The organism is Paraburkholderia sp. LEh10, from assembly GCF_017814945.1.
Taxonomy (GTDB): Bacteria; Pseudomonadota; Gammaproteobacteria; order Burkholderiales; family Burkholderiaceae; genus Paraburkholderia.
The window spans coordinates 114,463-132,196 of record NZ_JAGIPX010000016.1; the positions used below are offsets into that span (position 1 = coordinate 114,463).

General features: G+C 60.9%; 13 protein-coding genes and 1 tRNA gene. 8 read left to right on the top strand and 6 right to left on the bottom strand.

The annotated features are described in order from the left end of the window. The first annotated feature begins 81 nt into the window (after window positions 1-81). Window positions 82-2,169 (top strand): UvrD-helicase domain-containing protein, encoded by a 2,088-nt coding sequence (locus tag J8I87_RS15945; RefSeq protein WP_209932421.1) that lies wholly within the window; start codon window positions 82-84, stop codon window positions 2,167-2,169. An 85-nt stretch (window positions 2,170-2,254) separates the two neighbouring features. Here the strand turns inward: J8I87_RS15945 and J8I87_RS15950 are convergent, their stop codons facing one another. Next, window positions 2,255-3,202 (bottom strand): cytochrome c5 family protein, encoded by a 948-nt coding sequence (locus J8I87_RS15950; RefSeq protein WP_209932422.1) that lies wholly within the window; start codon window positions 3,200-3,202, stop codon window positions 2,255-2,257. A gap of 330 nt (window positions 3,203-3,532) precedes the next feature. On the opposite strand from J8I87_RS15950, the gene J8I87_RS15955 reads away from it, so the two are divergent. The 5 genes from J8I87_RS15955 (at window position 3,533) to J8I87_RS15975 (ending at window position 11,542) form a co-directional block, all read left to right on the top strand. Next, window positions 3,533-3,608 (top strand) — tRNA-Arg (locus J8I87_RS15955). A 1,244-nt stretch (window positions 3,609-4,852) separates the two neighbouring features. Next, window positions 4,853-6,940 carry a tetratricopeptide repeat protein gene (locus J8I87_RS15960; RefSeq protein WP_209932423.1) on the top strand — a complete coding sequence of 696 codons (2,088 nt, stop codon included), beginning with the start codon at window positions 4,853-4,855 and terminating at the stop codon, window positions 6,938-6,940. Then, entirely contained in the window at window positions 6,937-7,875 is a 939-nt protein-coding gene (locus tag J8I87_RS15965) for a UDP-glucuronic acid decarboxylase family protein (protein ID WP_209932425.1), read from the top strand. Before J8I87_RS15960 ends, J8I87_RS15965 begins: the two co-directional genes overlap by 4 nt. Then, complete coding sequence (locus J8I87_RS15970) at window positions 7,872-9,077, top strand: class I SAM-dependent methyltransferase (RefSeq protein ID WP_209932427.1); 1,206 nt, start codon at window positions 7,872-7,874, stop codon at window positions 9,075-9,077. The genes J8I87_RS15965 and J8I87_RS15970 overlap by 4 nt, the downstream gene beginning before the upstream one ends. Before the next feature lie 32 nt (window positions 9,078-9,109). After that, window positions 9,110-11,542: a tetratricopeptide repeat protein gene (locus J8I87_RS15975; RefSeq protein WP_313064596.1), complete on the top strand. Its 2,433-nt coding sequence runs from the start codon at window positions 9,110-9,112 to the stop codon at window positions 11,540-11,542. Between the two features lie 16 nt (window positions 11,543-11,558). Here the strand turns inward: J8I87_RS15975 and J8I87_RS15980 are convergent, their stop codons facing one another. The 3 genes from J8I87_RS15980 to J8I87_RS15990 all read right to left on the bottom strand — a co-directional run bounded on the left by J8I87_RS15980 (window position 11,559) and on the right by J8I87_RS15990 (window position 14,303). Beyond that, on the bottom strand, window positions 11,559-11,855 hold the full coding sequence (locus J8I87_RS15980) for a flagellar protein FliT (RefSeq protein WP_209932429.1): 297 nt from the start codon (window positions 11,853-11,855) through the stop codon (window positions 11,559-11,561). Window positions 11,856-11,896: 41 nt separating this feature from the next. After that, a complete protein-coding gene (fliD, locus tag J8I87_RS15985) occupies window positions 11,897-13,312 on the bottom strand; it encodes a flagellar filament capping protein FliD (protein ID WP_209932431.1) in 1,416 nt (471 codons plus the stop codon). Between the two features lie 160 nt (window positions 13,313-13,472). Next, on the bottom strand, window positions 13,473-14,303 hold the full coding sequence (locus J8I87_RS15990) for a flagellin domain-containing protein (RefSeq protein WP_209932433.1): 831 nt from the start codon (window positions 14,301-14,303) through the stop codon (window positions 13,473-13,475). Between the two features lie 246 nt (window positions 14,304-14,549). Between J8I87_RS15990 and J8I87_RS15995 the strand changes: the two genes are divergently transcribed. Further along, the gene (locus tag J8I87_RS15995) at window positions 14,550-15,491 is read left to right on the top strand and encodes an aldo/keto reductase (RefSeq protein WP_209932434.1); all 942 of its coding nucleotides are present in this window, start codon (window positions 14,550-14,552) and stop codon (window positions 15,489-15,491) included. A gap of 295 nt (window positions 15,492-15,786) precedes the next feature. Next, window positions 15,787-15,999 carry a 30S ribosomal protein S21 gene (gene rpsU, locus J8I87_RS16000; protein ID WP_007581560.1) on the top strand — a complete coding sequence of 71 codons (213 nt, stop codon included), beginning with the start codon at window positions 15,787-15,789 and terminating at the stop codon, window positions 15,997-15,999. 142 nt (window positions 16,000-16,141) lie between these two features. Here rpsU and J8I87_RS16005 read toward each other — a convergent pair whose 3' ends face one another. Both J8I87_RS16005 and J8I87_RS16010 read right to left on the bottom strand, forming a co-directional pair. After that, the gene (locus tag J8I87_RS16005) at window positions 16,142-16,567 is read right to left on the bottom strand and encodes a hypothetical protein (protein WP_209932477.1); all 426 of its coding nucleotides are present in this window, start codon (window positions 16,565-16,567) and stop codon (window positions 16,142-16,144) included. Between the two features lie 427 nt (window positions 16,568-16,994). Further along, entirely contained in the window at window positions 16,995-17,594 is a 600-nt protein-coding gene (locus tag J8I87_RS16010; protein ID WP_209932435.1) for a DNA-3-methyladenine glycosylase I, read from the bottom strand. Window positions 17,595-17,734 lie beyond the last annotated feature (140 nt).

Sequence of the window (17,734 nt, forward strand, 5' to 3'; positions counted from 1 at the left end):
CCGCGTCGTTTGCCATCTCGCTGCATGTTCTCGGGCCGTTCGAAGCGAAGCGCCCTCAATCGACTTACTCATCCACACACGATGTCCGCAGGCCTGAATCCCGCTCAAAGCGAAGCGGTGCGCTATCTCGACGGTCCTTGCCTCGTGCTCGCGGGCGCGGGCAGCGGCAAGACGCGCGTCATCACACAGAAGATCGCGCACCTGATCGAAAACAAAGGCTTCGAGCCGCGCCACATCGCCGCCGTCACCTTCACGAACAAGGCCGCGGCGGAAATGCGCGAGCGCGTCGGCAAGCTGCTCGAAGGCAAGACGCTCACGGCGCCCGGCAAGGAAGGCCGCAAGGTGCCCGTCAACCAGCTGACGGTGTGCACGTTCCACTCGCTCGGCGTGCAGATTCTGCGCCAGGAGGCGGAGCACGTCGGCCTCAAGCCGCAGTTCTCGATCATGGATTCCGACGACTGCTTCGGCATGATCCAGGAGCAGGTTGGCTCGACCGACAAGGGCTTCATCCGCAAAATCCAGACGATCATCTCGCTATGGAAGAACGGCCTCGTCATGCCGGACGAAGCGATGGCGATCGCGTCGAATGAGGACGAGCATCAGGCGGCCATCGTCTATCGCAACTATGTCGCGACGCTGCACGCGTATCAGGCCGTTGATTTCGACGATCTGATCCGCCTGCCCGCTGAGTTGTTCAAGACCAACGAGCAGGTGCGCGACCGCTGGCAGAACAAGCTGCGCTATCTGCTGATCGACGAGTACCAGGACACCAACGCGTGCCAGTACGAACTCGTGAAGCTGCTGGCCGGCCCGCGCGCCGCGTTCACGGCGGTCGGCGACGACGATCAGGCGATCTACGGCTGGCGCGGCGCAACGCTCGAAAATCTCGCGCAGCTCGGCAAGGACTTTCCGAAGCTGCACATGATCAAGCTCGAACAGAACTACCGGTCGACGGTGCGCATCCTGACGGCGGCGAACAACGTGATCGCGAACAACCCGAAGCTCTTCGAGAAGAAGCTCTGGTCCGAGCACGGAATGGGCGATTCGATCACGGTCACGGGTTGCAACGATGAAGAGCATGAGGCCGAGTCCGTGGTATTCCGCCTGTCTGCGCACAAGTTCGAGCGCCGCGCGCAGTTCCGCGACTACGCGATTTTGTATCGCGGCAACTTCCAGGCGCGCATCTTCGAACAGGTGCTGCGGCGCGAGCGCATTCCATATGTGCTGTCGGGTGGCCAGTCGTTCTTCGACAAGGCCGAGATCAAGGATCTCTGCGCGTACCTGCGCCTGATCGCGAACGCCGACGACGACCCCGCATTCATCCGCGCGATCACGACGCCGCGCCGCGGCGTCGGCAACACGACGCTCGAAGCGCTCGGCGCGTTCGCCGGACAGGCGAAGGTGTCGCTGTTCGAGGCCGTGTACATGGGCGGCATCGAGGCGCGGCTGTCGGCGCGCCAGGTCGAGCCGCTGCGCGTGTTCTGCGACTTCATGCAGCGCCTGCGAGACCGGGCGGACAAGGATGCGGCGACGTCCGTGCTCGACGACATGATGGAGGCGATTCACTACGAAGCCTACCTGTACGACGCATTCGACGAACGCCAGGCTCAGGCGAAATGGCAGAACGTGCTGGAGTTTCTGGAATGGCTCAAGCGCAAAGGCACGAAACCTGAGCCGGAAGCGGGCGCCGAACAAACGGGCTACGACACCGCCGACGGTCTCGCTGACACCGGCAAGAATCTGCTCGGATTGATTCAGACGGTCGCGCTGATGTCGATGCTCGAAGGCAAGGACGAAGATCCCGACGCGGTGCGGCTGTCGACGGTGCATGCGTCGAAGGGGTTGGAATATCCGCACGTGTTTCTGGTGGGCGTCGAGGAGGGCATCATGCCGCATCGCGGCGGCACGGAAGACGACGGTCCGATCGACGACGAGCGCATCGAGGAAGAACGCCGCCTGATGTACGTCGCAATCACGCGCGCGCAGCGCAGTCTGCATCTGAACTGGTGCAAGAAGCGCAAGCGCGCGCGGGAGACGGTCGTGTGCGAGCAGTCGCGCTTCATCCCTGAAATGGGACTCGACGAAGCGCCGCCGCCGACGCCGGAAGAAGCGCCGATGTCGCCGAAAGATCGGCTGGCGAGTCTGAAGGCACTGCTGCAGAAGGCTTGATCCGTCGACAGTCGACGTATGCCGGGCGCATAAAAAATCCCCGATCGAGTCGGGGATTTTTTTGCGCCTGAAGTATGTGTGATGCCTATTTCGCCGCGTTGATCATGTAATCGACGGCGGCCTTCACATCGGCATCGGATGCGTTCGCTCCACCCTTCGGCGGCATCGCGCCCTTGCCGTGCAGCGCGTAGTTGTAGATCGTATCGATCGGGTCTTTCAGGCGTTGTGCCCAAGCTTCCTTGTCGCCGAATTTCGGCGCGTTCAGCACGCCCGCCGCGTGGCAAGCCTGGCAGACCTGCTGATATAGCGCCTTGCCTGCCTGCGAAGCGTCCGCGCTTTGCGTCGCGCCTGACGCGGGGGCCGCGGCTTGCGGCACGTTCGCCATTGCAGCCATCGCCGCAGCGGCCTGAGCGCCCGCCGCGTCAGACGCGCCTGCGGCACCCGATGCCGCGCCCGACGCTGCTTCCGCGCCGCTGGCCGCCGCCGCACCGCTAGCCGCTCCCGCCGGACCCGCAGCCGGTTGGCCGGGCACGGGCTTCGGCGGATCCGCAAACTTCGCACCCGCGTTATTCGCCATGTATGCGACAGCGAGGCCGATTTCGTAGTCGCTGTAATCGTCCGGGCTCGTGCCGCCGCGCGCGGGCATTGCGCCTTTGCCCGTCAGCGCGTTGTGCCAGAGCGTGTCGAAACCTTGCGCGATGCGCGGTGCCCAGTCGGCCGTGTTGGTGAATTTCGGCGCTCCCGCCGCGCCGGACGCGTGACACGTCGCGCACACGGCTTTGTAGACTTCCTCGCCCGTCTTGTAGACGCGCGGCGCGTTGGCGTCGCGAATCTCGACCTTTGCGATGGGCGCGGTGCGCGCGTCGACGGCGGCGTTGGAAAGACTGTCGGTGCCCGCACCCGTGCGGGTCGAGTTGTCGACGTAATACGCGAGCAGAATGATGATGACGATGGGGACAGCAAAACCGGCGATGACTGCGGCGATCAGCTGTGCGGGGGTCTTGATCGGGGCTCCGTGTGGTGCTTCGCTCATGCTTGTCTCGTCTCCCGTGGGTATTGTGAGCGGTACAGCGTGACGGCAACGACGTTATTCTTGATCAGCCAGCGACGATTATAGACGGAAGGTTTCGGCGTCGGCGAGCGGGCCTCCAGCGTGTTCAGTAGGCGTTTACGCGAACCGGTCGGGCTCGAAGCTGCAATTTCTGCGCGGCTTGTTTGCGCACGGCAATGGCTTTCGGCGGACTTCGGCGGCGCTTCGGCGGGTCGCGGTGGACGGGCCGCCCGAAACCGGGTATGCTCTCGGTCTCGCCTTGGCGCTGCATGTCGAATCAACCTCGTGATTTTGCAGCGCTTTTCGCGGAATGCGCCCGTAGCTCAATGGATAGAGTACTGCCCTCCGAAGGCAGGGGTTGCTGGTTCGATCCCAGCCGGGCGCGCCAAGTGTTTTCAAGCATCCAGGTCATTCCCCCCACCTTCCCCACAACAACACCGACAACACGCGCGGTGTGTGGTGCGTGTCTTAGCGCTGTCTTTTTTGCGTGCCAGCGCGATGACTGGCTTGAGCGCGTTGAAGTGCGAGGTTCGGTCTGTGCACCGGGACCGGCCGCTCACGCCTTGAATAGTGAACAAGGACGGCCGGTATCCGAGCCGTGCGGTGCTTTCTAGTGACGATCACCGAATCAGAAACCTAAACTTCGGTAATTGCCCACGGCGGTGTCGCGCGAGGCGAGAATTCTCGTCGGTTGCCTGTTGTCGAACTTTCACAATCATGCTTGGCGGCGGGCCGGTGTCTTGCCATCACGGCCTATTGGCCCGCATCATTGCAAGCGGCCTATCTCGGCTATCCGGTAGCAGCGCCACACAGTCATCGCCTGCCTGGTTTTCGTCCCGACGACCCTGCCCGCGCGGAGTTCTACACGCAAGCGCTTTGCCGCCATCCATTTTGGTATCAGTGCAACGATCGCAAACGGCCGCTTTCCGGGCGCACGTTCTAATCATGGGCTGCCGGGAGATGCATCGTATTCTGCACCCTCAATGCAGTCCTAAGGATAGATCCGGCGTACTCCTTGTGCGGTCTAAGTTGGATCAGGGATGGCCGACTGCCGTGGGCGGGTCTAAAACAAGTGTGTTTGCCGAAATCGATCGAACGGATGCGGTGCCGTTCTTGCGAGCACACATCAAAACCCGGACTGGTAAATGCGAAGGCGGTTCCGTAGTGAACACCGCGCGACGCGTTGGGAATCGTGCTCGCCAATAGCGACGCATACCGACTTTGCTGTACATCGAAGTCTCATAGAGCGATCAGAGCCAGCAGCGCCACCGCGGAGCGAGAACCTAACGAAGCGGCCGTGGTCGGTACTGCATGTGGATCCGGTTGCCGCACATGGCACGCCCGGCGCCGCTTGAGGCTATCGTGGACTTTTCGCGCCACACCCGCGTTTTCAAATGTCGTGTGCATTTGCCCGAAATGCGCCCGAATCCCTGTTCTTCTCCACAATTTGGTCCTCGATCGCATCGTCTAAATTGGAGGCCGATCTCAGAGTCCCCGTCACCTCGCCTCCGTTTATTGTCCGATGGTTTCGACCGCTTACCGCCAATATCGCAACAATTACGTATCGGGCGTTAGGTGCGCGAATGTGCCGGCCTCTTTCAACGGCCATTGTCTGCAGCGGTTGGCGTTCGTATGACGCGCCCGGACAGGACCGATCGACAAGCGGACTGCAGCGTCCCCGCTGATTGCGAGGGCGCACCGATCGGCGTTCCTGAACCGGCCAGTGCGCAATCCACGGTAGCCTTCTTCCACGAGCACGTGCAGGCCGCGCTCGGTCATCATCAAGCGGGGCGCCTCGCCGAAGCGCAAGCGCTGTACCGCGAGATCCTGAAGGCCGAACCCGAGCATGCCGATGCGCTGCACTTCCTCGGTCTGCTGCTTTGCGATACGGGCGAGCGAGATATCGGGCTCGCAATGATGGCTCGGTCAATCAGGCTCCAACCAAACGCCATCTACTTTAACAACCACGGCAACGTGCTTGGTCGGCAGGGGGATCGAGCATCCGCTATTGAGTGTTATCGGCAGGCAATCCTGCTACGGCCAGACTATGCGGAGGCACACAACAATCTAGGACATGCCCTGTGCGAGGACGGCGATTGGACGGCTGCGATGCAAAGCTGCGCGCAGGCGCTCGCGTTGAAGCCTGACTATCCCGAAGCTTGGAACAATCTGGGCAACGCCTTGAAAGGCAGCGGCAATTGGGACGCCGCGATCAAGAGCTACGCCAAGGCGCTCGCTCTTAACCCGTGGTACGCGCAAGCGCATAACAATCTTGGAAATGTGTTCGAGAAGCTAAATCGCCTGGAGCACGCAATCGCCTGTTATCGGCAGGCGATCGTCTTGGAGCCGGGAGTTGCCACGATACGGAGCAACCTGGGCAATGTTCTGCGCGATGCCGTCCTCCTTGATGAAGCGGTCGAGTGCCTTCACAAGGCTGTCGAATGTGATCCTGCGTGGCCCGAAGTGCACAGCAACTTGCTCGTCACGCTGAACTTCCTGCCGCAGTGCACGCCACAAGAACTGCTCGACGAAAGCCGGCGTCTGGGAGCGCGTCTGAGCGCAGCGGTGACACCTTACCGGCATGAACCCGATGCGAGCGCCCGCGATCCAAACCGGCGTTTGCGAGTAGGGCTGGTTTCGGGCGACTTCGCATCGCACCCGGTCGGCTACTTTCTGGAAGACGTGCTGGCGCATCTCGACGCTGCGCGGATCGAACTCATCGCCTACCCGACGCGCACGCACGAAGACACTGTGACCTCGCGGCTCAAGCCGTACTTTGCGGCGTGGAGCGGCTTGTCAACACTGAATGATGAGCAGGCCGCACGAAAGATCCACAACGACAACATCGACGTTCTCGTCGATCTGTCCGGACACACGAGCCACAACCGCCTGGCGCTGTTCGCGCGCAAGCCGTCGCCGATCCAGGTGAGTTGGCTTGGCTACTTCGCCACCACTGGATTGTCGGCGATGGACTATATCCTCGGCGATCGGCATGTGCTCCCCGACGACGAGCGCGAGCATTTCATCGAAGAACCGTGGTGCTTGCCCGACAGCTACCTGTGCTTTACTCCGCCGACGCAGGACATTCCCGTGGGTCCTATGCCCGTAACGGCGACGGGCACATTCACGTTTGGTTGCTTCAATCACCTGGCGAAGTTGAACGAGTCGGTGATTTCGCTGTGGTCGCGCGTCCTGCATGCGGTGCCCGATTCTCGCCTCTTTCTGAAGACAAAACAGCTCGGCGATCCCGACGTGCAGCGTCGCATGCTCGAGCGCTTTGTTGCACACGGCATCGACGCGGCCCGGCTGGCGCTCGAAGGCGCGTCGCCGCGCGCCGAACTGCTTGCCTCATATAACCGCGTGGATATCGCTCTCGATCCGTTTCCCTACCCCGGTGGCACCACGACCATCGAGGCGCTATGGATGGGTGTGCCGGTGTTGACGCGGCGCGGCGACCGGTTTCTCTCGCATGTCGGTGAAAGCATCTTGCACACCGCCGGCCTGGAGGATTGGATCGCGGCTGACAGTCACGCATATGTCGCGAAGGCTGCGGCGTTCGCATCTGTTCACGATCGTCTCGCCAGGTTGCGCTCACAACTGCGGCCCCAAATTCTCGCGTCGCCGTTATGCGATGCCCCCCGCTTTGCAAACCATCTCGAACACGCTTTTCGTGGCATGTGGGAGCGCTACGCCAGGCGTGCCGGGGAGACCACTAAATGAACCATTCCATTCTCGTGACGGGTGGCGCCGGCTTCCTCGGCTCGCATCTATGCGACCGTCTGGTCGCAGCTAATCACGACGTCATGTGCGTCGACAACTTCCATACGGGCAATAAACGCAATGTCCAACACCTGATCGGGAACACCAACTTCGAGGTAATTCGCCATGACGTGTGGCTGCCGCTTTACGTTGAAGCCGATCGCGTGTTCAACATGGCGTGTCCCGCGAGCCCGGTCCATTATCAGAGCGACCCTGTATCGACGGTCAAGACTGCCGTGCTCGGCGCCATTAATATGCTTGGTCTCGCGAAGCGCTGCGGCGCGCGGATTCTCCAAGCCTCGACGAGCGAGGTCTACGGCGACGCCCAGCTTCATCCTCAGCAGGAGACCTACTGGGGCAATGTGAATCCGAATGGCCCGCGCGCGTGCTACGACGAAGGCAAGCGCTGCGCGGAAACGCTTTTTTTCGACTACCACCGCCAGCACAAAGTCGACATCCGCATCGCGCGAATCTTCAATACGTACGGCCCGCGGATGCGTCCCGATGACGGTCGCGTCGTATCGAACTTCATCATGCAAGCGTTGAAGGGCGATCCCATTACGCTCTATGGCGACGGCAGCCAGACTCGTTCATTTTGCTACGTGGATGACCTGGTTTCGGGACTCTTGCGCCTGATGGATCAGGACCACGAGATCGGCCCCGTTAACCTTGGTAACCCGTCGGAAATCACGATCCGCGAGTTGGCTGAGCACATATTGCGGCTCACGGGATCGCGCAGCCGCATCGAATACCGTCCGCTGCCTCAGGACGATCCGGTTCAGCGTCGCCCCGACATCGCAAAGGCGCGCCATACGCTCGACTGGCGTCCCGGCGTCGCTCTGGAAGACGGCCTGAAAGAAACCATCGCCTGGTTCAAAAAATTGGTGAATACATGAGCCTCGATTTTGTCAGTACGACTTGCCCCGTTTGCGCACACTCGCTGGCGGCGCCATTTTTTCCCGCAGGCGAGCAGCCGCTCGCCACGCTTGCCTGGCCCTCGTCGGCGCAAGCTGCGCGGGACTTACCGCGCCATGCGCTGGACTTTGTCCAATGCCCAGCCTGTTCGCACGTCTGGAACCACCGCTTTCATTACGACGCAATTCCCTACGAAAGCAATCCCAACCGCATGTTTAACAACGGCGGGATTTGGAAGGGCCATCTCGCCGCCACGCGCGATCTGTTGCTTGCGCACTTGCCGCCAAAGCCCGTTGTCGTCGAAATCGGCTGCGGGGAAGGACATTTCGTGCGCGGCCTCGCGCGCGCGCGCGACGGTGGACGATTCGTCGGGTTCGATCCGAATGCAAGCCCGGAAACCGGTAAGGGAGTCGAGTTTCACGCGCGCCTGTTCGAGCCGTTGACCGACATGCCGACCTTCGCGCCGAACGGTGTCGTCATCCGCCATGTGCTCGAGCATCTGACCGAGCCCGCGAAACTGATCGAACAACTTGCATGGGGTGCCGCCGCGCAGGGCAATGAGTGCTGGCTTTTCGCGGAGGTGCCGTGCATCGACCGCGTCTTCGAAACCGATCGCCTTGCGGACTTCTTCTACGAGCATGTGTCGCACTTCACGACCGAATCGTTCCGGACCCTCATGGCGCGCGCCGGCGAAATCGCGGTGCTCGAGCAAGGGTACGACGGCGAGGTCGTCTATGCGTTGGTGAAGCTTGGCGTGCCGGTGCACATACGAGATCGGCAAAAGGCGGCTTCCGCGTTCTCGGTGCGTTCCATCGCGAGCCGCGAGACGATTGCCAATCAGTTGTCGGCGCTCGCCGAGCAGGGCAAGCGCGTGGCAATCTGGGGCGGCACGGGCAAGGCTGCTGCCTTCATTCATCATTTTTGCGCGGACGCACGGCGCTTTCCGCTCGTCGTCGATTCGGACCCGAGCAAGGCAGGCACTTTCGTGCCCGGCAGCGGGCAGAAGATCGAATTTCGCGACGTGTTGAAGACGGCACCCGTGGACGTCATTGTGATTCCGACGCAATGGCGCGCGCGCGACATCATCGCCGAGATGGCGCGCGAGGATATTGCCGTGGACTCCGTCATGATCGAACACGGCGGCGAGCTCGTCGATTTCGATACGGGCGCACACCCGTACTGAAATTTTTCCACATCAAAAGAGGTCGGCAGCATGTGAGCATCGCGGCTGTCCTCTTTTTTTACGGCCGCTTTTTTCCAATCATGCAACGTACTACTGAACTGATTGCCGACGCGCTGGCGCATCATGAGGCCGGGCGTCTCGCGGATGCGCGGGTCATCTATGGACAGATACTGCAAGCGGAGCCCGAACACCCGGATGCGCTGCATTTTCTGGGGTTGCTCGCGTGCCAAGTGCGCCAGCACGAGGCCGGTATCGCGCTGATGCGCCGGTCTATCGGGCTCAAACCGAACGCCGTGTATTGCAACAACTTCGGCAACGCGCTGAAGGAAAGCGGCAATCTCGAAGAAGCCATTGAAAGCTATCAGGTTGCCATCGCGCTCGATGCGAATTACGCGCAAGCGCATAACAATCTCGGTGACGCGCTGCGGCTGGCGGGGCACGCGCAGGCTTCGGTCGAAAGTTGCGCGAAGGCGATCGAGCTCGATCCGGGCTATGCGCAGGCGTACAACAACCTGGGCAATGCTCTGAGAGATTTGAACGAGTTCGACGCGGCGGCGTCGAGCTACCTCAAGTCCATCGAGTACCAGCCACACTATGCCGAGGCGCATCTCAACCTTGGAAATGTACGGGCCGTACAGGGCAATCTAGATGCGGCGATCGGCTGTTGTCGCACGGCAATTTCGCTGAAGCCAGACCTGACACCGGCGCACGTGAGCCTCGGCAACGCGTTGGCGAGACGCGGGGAAATCGAGCCAGCAATCGACAGCTACCGTCGTGCGATAGATCTGGCACCTGGCAATGCGCACGTGTATATGCATCTCGGAAACGCGTACCTCGCCACAGGACAGCTCGAAGCGGCCGTGTTTTGCTATCAGCGAGCGATCAAGCTAGATGCTGCGCTTCATGAGGGGCACCTCGCGCTCGGCATGGCCTATTCGAATCAGATGAAACATGAGGAGGCCGTCGAAAGCTGCAAGAAATCGATCGCGCTCAATGCAGAGCACGCCGAGGCCCATCTCGCGCTTGCGCGGGCGTTGATCCAAAAGGGTGATACTCGTGCCGCGCTCCCCAGCTGCCTGACGGCGTTGTCGCTCAAAGGCGATTTGTCCAGGATTTATTACACGCTCGGAGTCATTCGGTCGGATCTCGGCGATCTCGAGGGGACGGTCGCGGAAATACGCAAGGTGATCGAGCTGAAACCAGACGCGACCGCGATTCACTCGTCCCTGCTCTTTCTGTCGAGCTATTCCCCGCGCTTGTCGCCAGATGCGTTTCTTGCACAGGCCAATCGGTTTCGTGCGTGCGTGAGCGATCGAGTTGAGCGCTTGGCGCACACGCGAGACCGCGATCGCAATAAACGTGGCGGGCGGATCAAGGTCGGCTTTGTCTCGGGAGATCTCAAGGGGCATCCCGTCGGGCACTTTCTCGCGAGCGTACTGGAGCATCTGGATCCGCAGCGGTTGGAACTCGTTGCGTATTCATCGGAGAAATACGGTGACGAACTCACTGCGCAGCTGATGCGGTATTTCTCCGAGTGGCGCTGCGTGGCCCATTTGAACGATGAAGCGCTCGCTCGCATGGTTTATGAGCATGAAATCGACATTCTCGTAGATCTGTCCGGGCACACACTTTTAAACCGGCTACCGGCGTTTGCCTGGAAGCCCGCTCCGGTGCAGGTGAGTTGGCTTGGCTTTTTTGCGACCACCGGCCTCGACACGGTCGACTATATCCTCGGCGACCGTCACGTATTGCCCGCCGAAGAGTCCTGGCATTTCGTCGAGAAGCCATGGCGGCTGCCGGACAGTTACCTTTGCTTTACGACGCCAGAGTTCGACGTCGACGTCGGACCGTTGCCGATGGAGGCCAACGGGTTCGTAACGTTCGGATGCCTTAATAATCTTTTGAAAGTCAATGAGGACGTGATCGCACTCTGGTCGCGCGTGCTGCACGCCGTTCCCGATTCACGCTTGCTGTTGAAGGCGAAGCAGCTCAAAGACGAGGGCGTTCACCGCGAGACGGTGGAGAGATTCTCACGGCACGGCATCGCGCGGGAAAGACTGATATTGGAGGGGCAGTCGCGGCGCGCAGTCCATATCGGCACGTTTAATCGCGTCGACATTGCGCTCGATCCATTTCCTTATCCTGGCGGCACGACGAGTGTCGAGGGATTGTGGATGGGTGTACCGGTTCTGACGCGGCGTGGTGATCGTTTTTTGTCCCACATCGGTGAAAGCATCGCTCACACCGCGGGGTTGTCGGACTGGATTGCCGAGGGCGATGACGACTATGTCGCAAAGGCGGCCACTTTTGCGAGGGACCCGATGCGCCTCGCCAATCTTCGCGCGGGGTTGCGCGCGCAGGTACTGGCGTCGCCGCTTTTCGACGCGCCGCGGTTCGCGCGCCATCTCGAGGATGCATTCGAGCAGATGTGGCAGACCTATATGGCGGGGGACGCCCAGTCGTGATCGGAAAGATTGACGATCAGAGTCTTCCTGTCGCCTGGTAAAAGCCCGCGGCGGCCACGCGCCGCATCGATTCGCGCTTCTGTTCCGTAAGCGCGTCGTATTGTTCTCGGGCTTTTAGCGTGGTGGCCTCATCGAGCAGTTGAATGGTTCGCACGATGTCGAGGACTTCGGCATCGCGCGTCGGTTCAAGCGCCATCAGCAATGGCGAGCGCGCGGCGACCAAGTCGGCCGCCCGCGCCCAGTCGCCTTGCGCCGCCGCGGTATCGATTTCCTGACTCAGTTCGAGCGTGCGAAGCAGCGAATCTTGCACCATGGTGGGTTTTCCGTTGAGGCTGAGCGGCAGGTCGCCGAGCGTTACTTGTTGGTTGCCAGCGTGCCCGCGCTGTTCTGGCCGCCAAAAAGCTGCGTCAGATACTGCTGGTTGTTCTGCATGGTCGTCATCAAGTTGTTCAGCGCGGTGAACTGCGCGTTGTATTGGGCCGTCAGTTGGTCCGAGTAGGCCTGCAGTTGCGTATTCTGATCGTTCAGGTCGGACAGATCGGACTTGAGGGCCTGTGTGCGAGCATCAAGGGTGCCGCCAGTCTGGATAGCCGTCTTGACGAACGTATTCAACGCGGCGCCAGCACCGTTGGTCGTGTTGAAGAGCGCCGAAATAGCCGAGCTGTTTGAACTCAGTGCGTTTTGAAGCGTTGTGCTGTTGACTTGTATGGTGCCGTCGGGCTGCAGGTCCAGGCCGATCGATGCAAGGCTATACGTCTGGCCGCCGGTCGTGACGCCGCTGCTGATGATGTTGGCGAGTCCATTTGTGATCGAATTCAGCATCGCGTCGCCAAGCAGCGGCCCAGCCTGCGAGCCCGCCGGTGCGCTCGAGTTATATGACGAGAGCGACGAAGAGACGCTCACGTACTGGTTGTACGCTTTGACGAAATTGCTGATCGCCGTGCCCGCTGCGTTCGTATCGCTTGCGATCGTCAGCGTCTGTTGTGTGCCGACGGAAGCGGCGGACACATTCAGCGTTACGCCCGCGATCACGCCCGAGATCGAATTGGTGCTGTTTGTCACCGATGCGCCGTCCACCGTCAACTGGGCGTCTTGTGCTGCCGACAGCGTCGTATAGCCGGCGGAAAGGGTGCCGAGAACGGTGGGGTCTGCGCTCAGCGTGATCGCATTGGCTGAGCCCGTATTTTTCGACGTGAGCATCAGATGCTGGCCGTCCGTTCCGTTAACGACCGATGCCGTCACGCCGGGATTGTTCGCCGCGCTGTTGATTTCGGCCGCTAGCGAAGAAACGGTCTCGCTGCCGTTTAGGGCGATGGTAAGCGGGTTATTGCCGACTTTGATCGTGAAATTGCCGGTTCCAAGCGACGTACCATTGGGGATCGCCCCCGACGAGATGATGTTCGCGCTTGCGATCGACGTGACCTTGACGATGTGCGTACCGGCGATTGCACCCGTCGATGTTGTCGCACTCAAGCCACTGCCGCTAACCGTTGCGGCGAGCTTCGAGAGCACGCTGCCGTCCGCAAGGCCGCTCGCCGCGCTTTGCAGTGCCGATAGCGCCGACTGCAACTGGCCAATCGCGGAAAGGGTTGTGTTATCGAGGCTTTGTTTGTTCGCGATGGTCGCAGCCTGTGCTGCGGTTTTCGCTGTGACGAGCGATTGCACGAGCGTGCCGACATCGAGCGAGGAATGTGTGGAGCCGCTCAGAATGGATTGTGCTGCTTGAGCGAGCAAGCTGCTCGTATCGGTCGAGGATGTCGTCGTGGTCATGCGTGGGCTCCGTTCGTCGCAACGGGAAAGGGTTTGAACGAAACTGCAAAAGGCGCTCCGAAAGGATGACTTTCGGAGCGCGAAGAGAGCTGCTTGGCGGGGCTTCTGTGATGGCTCCGCTTAACGCGGCGCATCTTATGACGCCGAGAGGAGGCGGCTATTAGCCGAGGAGCTTCAGCACTTGCTGCGGCAGCGAGTTCGCTTGTGCCAGAACCGAGATACCGGCTTGCTGCAGCACTTGTGCCTTGCTGAGGTTGGCCGTTTCCGTCGCGAAGTCAGCGTCGGTAATTTGCGCGCGAGCAGCGCTCAGGTTGGTCGACGTGGTTTGTGCGCTCGAGATGGCCGACTGAAACGTGTTTTGCGTCGCGCCAAGCTGTGCCTGGAAGGTATTCACCGAGCCGAGCGCGACGTCGATGTCCGCGATCGCAGTCGAGGCGTTGGCGGCGGAGGTGAGGCTGTCCGCATTGATACCAAGACTGGTCGAATCCCACTTCGTGGTACCGAAGTTTGCGGTGAGCGTATCCGCGCCGGTCAGGCCGATCTGGAACGTCACGGCACCCGCCGCGCCCAAGCCGCCACCGAGCACTTGCTGGCCGTTGAACGTCGTTTGCGTTGAGACACGCGTGATTTCATTCAGACGCGTTTGGAATTCCGTGTCGAGGTCGGAGAGTGCCGAGGCGTTCAGCGAACCGTCGCCGGCTTCGACAGCGAGCTGACGCATACGCTGCAGGTTGTCGATGGTCGATTGCAGCGCGCCGTTAGCCGTTTGCACCATCGAGATCGCGTTGTTTGCGTTGGCGACGCCTTGGTTCCACGAGTTGATTGCCGACGTTTGCGACGTGGCGATCGCGAGGCCTGCTGCGTCGTCAGCCGCCGTGTTGATGCGCTTGCCCGACGACAGGCGGTTGATGGCGGACGACAGCGCGTTTTGCGAACCCGACAGGTTCGTTTGCGTCGTCAGCGACAGGATGTTGGTATTGATGTTCAGCATTTTGCGTCCTCGTTTGTAAAACGCCTTTTGTGTAGGCTGTTTCGCATTGGCGTCGCGCATTCTCTGTGCATTGCGTCGCCGCCTGTCCTGGTTGACGGCGTGGTCAGAAGAAAACTTTAGGGGCCTGCTCACGAAATTTAGGGGCGCATGGGCGGAATACAGGCGTGCGGCCACGGCCGGTGTGAATGTGACAAATGCGAAGGCGGCGTATGCTTGATTTTCGTTTTACTCGCTTGTGGAACAGTCATGCGCAAACGCAACCTCGGCACATCGCATCTGCAGGTCGCGCCGCTGATGTTCGGCGGCAACGTGTTCGGCTGGACGGCAGACGAAGCAACGTCCTTCTCGATACTCGACGCATTCGCCGACGCCGGGCTGAATTTCATCGACACCGCCGACGTCTATTCGGCGTGGGTGCCGGACAATCGAGGCGGCGAGTCGGAGACGATCATCGGCAAGTGGTTCGCGAAGACGGGCAAGCGCGATCAGATCGTTTTGTCGACCAAGGTCGGCATGCTGGGCAGCCGCAAGGGACTGTCGGCGGGCAACATCCGCGCGGCCGTCGAGGATTCGCTGCGGCGCTTGCAAACGGATTACGTCGACGTCTACTTCTCCCATTTCGACGATGAAGAGACGCCGCTCGCGGAAACGCTCGGCGCGTATCAGCGCTTGATCGAGGCAGGCAAGGTCCGGGTGATCGGCGCATCGAACTATAGCGGCGCACGGTTGCAGGAGGCGCTGCAGGTCTCGCGGGACAACGGCCTGCCGGAGTATCAGGTGATTCAGCCGGAGTACAACCTGTACGACCGCGCCTCATATGAAACCGATCTCGAGCCCGTCGCGTTGGCTGAACGGCTGGGCGTCGTCTGCTACTACAGTCTGGCGAGCGGCTTTTTGTCGGGCAAGTACCGTTCGCGCGAGGATCTGTCGAAAAGCGCACGCGGCGGCAAGGTCGAGCCATATCTGAATGAACGCGGCTTCGCCATCCTCGACGCGCTCGACGAGGTGGCCGGGCGGCGTGGCAGCACGGCGGCGTCTGTTGCGCTCGCCTGGCTGATCGCGCGCCCCAGCATTTCGGCGCCGATCGCCAGCGCGACATCCGTCAAACAGCTGGAAAGTCTTGTCGCGGCCGTCAATTTAAAGCTCACAGACGCCGACTTGCGGCTATTGAACGACGCAAGTGCCTGAGCAAATTCGCTAAAATGCTAGTCCGCGAGACAATTTCCTGATATGATCGGGAGTGAATTGAGATCTTTGCTCGTTTCGTCATGGGTTACTGGTGGCGAAACGCTAGCTAGGCGCGGCGCCGCAACGTGCGCTGCCCGCGTTTCGCGGTGAACTCCCACCTCTCTTTTCCGGCCTCCGTGGCCGCTTTGCCTCTCGTTTCAGTTGTGCTTCGCCAGAATCGGAACGACCGGAGGGCCGGCGCGTGAGTGGGCTAACCGCCACGCCATTAACCGTATCAAGCGTTTTTAGGAATTACATGACGACGATTCTTCTGAAAGAAAACGAGCCGTTCGAAGTGGCAATCCGCCGCTTCCGCCGCGCAATCGAAAAGAATGGCCTGATCGCAGAACTGCGTGAGCGCCAGGCATACGAAAAGCCGACGACGGCACGTAAGCGCAAGAAGGCAGCTGCAGTGAAGCGCCTGCACAAGCGCCTGCGCAGCCAGATGCTGCCGAAGAAGCTGCACTGAGCACGCTTCCAGGCACGCGAAAGCACGCCGAACGGCGGTGTGAGCTTCGAAAGAAGCCGCACCGCCGTTTTTCGTTTCCGCTCACAGGAAGGACATCGGCGCGAGAGGCTCGCGGCCGGCGATATCGAGCCGATGCCGAGCGTCAGGCCGCGGTCCGCGTGCGTTCGTCGGAAAGCTTGAATTGACGGGCGATCGAGCGAAGCCGGTCGCGCCACTCCCATGCACCGAAGACGTCATGGACGTTCTGCAGGCAACTGAGCAATTCGATGGTGGCCGGGTCGTAGATGTTCAAGCGGGAACGCAGCAACGCCTTCTTCAGCGCAGCAACTCCGACGTCCATGTACATCGGCACTTCGGACGGCGCCTTGCCGATATATCGGACGGGAATCCCTTCCATCGCCGTCATATAGTCGCGCGGATGGATGAAGCTGCCGACCGGGCAACCGCCGCAATACCCCCGGTAAGCGCCCCCGCCGCGCGGCAGCAGCGCAGTGCGACCCTGGCCGAACAGGTGTTCGACTGCCCGGTCGAATATTTCCTGATGCGTCAGGAAGTTAAGATTTTTCATGTTGGTCTTCCCCGCGCACTGCGCAGCGGTCATTTGTATCTGGTGCAATGGCGAACAGTATCCCGTGCCGCACCATTCCCCGAAGCCGCGACTAGAGCGCGGATTCACGCTCAATTCACAGCTTGCGCTGCCCTGCATTGCACCAACGATGCCGTCGATTGCCCGGATGACTGCCCCGTCCGGCATCGCATGTATCAGTTATAACGACGGGAATGCGACCAAAGTCAGCCGTTGTGTTGGCTAGCGCTCAGTTCCCGTTGAGCCGGCCGTTGCGAGGCTCGCGGAGAAATGCTGCGAAGCCTTGCCGGAGGCCAGTTCGTGCGCGCCGTTGCGCAACCGGCCGCGCCGACATGAGTCCGGGCGCGGTTATGGCATATGTTGCGACGGTGCGACACCGATCGGCGGCCGCCGCCGCGCACCGCCTGCATCACATCGGACTCTTCTTCCGGCCTTTCTTACCCAGTGATCCGCATTGCGTGTAGCAGGCGCAATCCGTTTGATGATCGTTGACCATGCCCACCGCTTGCATGAACGCGTAGCAGATGGTCGTGCCGACAAATTTGCAGCCGTAGCCTTTGAGCGCCTTGCTGAGCGCATCCGATACTTCCGTCGATGCAGGTGCGTGCTTGTAACTCGACCACGAATTCTGGATAGGCGTGTTATCGACGAACGACCACACGAAGTCCGCAAACGAGCCGTGTTCCGCCTGAATCTGTTTGACCGCTTTTGCATTGATCACCGCCGACTCGATCTTGCCGCGGTGGCGCACGATGCCTTCGTCGAGCACCAGCGCATCGATTTTTTGCGGCGAGATGCGGGCGACCTTGTCGATATCGAAGTTGAAGAACGCGCGCCTGTAACCGGCGCGCTTGTTGAGGATCGTCGACCACGACAAACCGGCCTGCGCGCCTTCGAGCACCAGCATCTCGAACAGATGCCGATCATCGCGCGACGGAACGCCCCACTCGGTATCGTGATAGTGTGCGAGCGCTTCGCTCGTCGCCCAGTTGCATCGCTGCTCTGCCACGTTCAGGCTCCTGCATGGTTGATCGGTCGCCCGTTTGTCGGGCTACGCCAGCATAGCGGAACGAGGTGCGGCCGCAACCTGGCCATTCGGCCAATTGCGGTGCGCGAAGAGACCTGCCACGCTATGCGGTAACACATCAA

What these genes read in the sequence shown, in the direction of transcription:
- J8I87_RS15970 (WP_209932427.1), top strand. Translation starts at nt 7,872, where the DNA reads ATGAGCCTCGATTTTGTCAGTACGACTTGCCCCGTTTGCGCACACTCG.
- J8I87_RS15995 (WP_209932434.1), top strand. Translation starts at nt 14,550, where the DNA reads ATGCGCAAACGCAACCTCGGCACATCGCATCTGCAGGTCGCGCCGCTG.
- rpsU (WP_007581560.1), top strand. Translation starts at nt 15,787, where the DNA reads ATGACGACGATTCTTCTGAAAGAAAACGAGCCGTTCGAAGTGGCAATC.
- J8I87_RS15965 (WP_209932425.1), top strand. Translation starts at nt 6,937, where the DNA reads ATGAACCATTCCATTCTCGTGACGGGTGGCGCCGGCTTCCTCGGCTCG.
- J8I87_RS15990 (WP_209932433.1), bottom strand. Translation starts at nt 14,303, where the DNA reads ATGCTGAACATCAATACCAACATCCTGTCGCTGACGACGCAAACGAAC.
- fliD (WP_209932431.1), bottom strand. Translation starts at nt 13,312, where the DNA reads ATGACCACGACGACATCCTCGACCGATACGAGCAGCTTGCTCGCTCAA.
- J8I87_RS16005 (WP_209932477.1), bottom strand. Translation starts at nt 16,567, where the DNA reads ATGAAAAATCTTAACTTCCTGACGCATCAGGAAATATTCGACCGGGCA.
- J8I87_RS15950 (WP_209932422.1), bottom strand. Translation starts at nt 3,202, where the DNA reads ATGAGCGAAGCACCACACGGAGCCCCGATCAAGACCCCCGCACAGCTG.
- J8I87_RS15945 (WP_209932421.1), top strand. Translation starts at nt 82, where the DNA reads ATGTCCGCAGGCCTGAATCCCGCTCAAAGCGAAGCGGTGCGCTATCTC.
- J8I87_RS15980 (WP_209932429.1), bottom strand. Translation starts at nt 11,855, where the DNA reads ATGGTGCAAGATTCGCTGCTTCGCACGCTCGAACTGAGTCAGGAAATC.
- J8I87_RS15960 (WP_209932423.1), top strand. Translation starts at nt 4,853, where the DNA reads ATGACGCGCCCGGACAGGACCGATCGACAAGCGGACTGCAGCGTCCCC.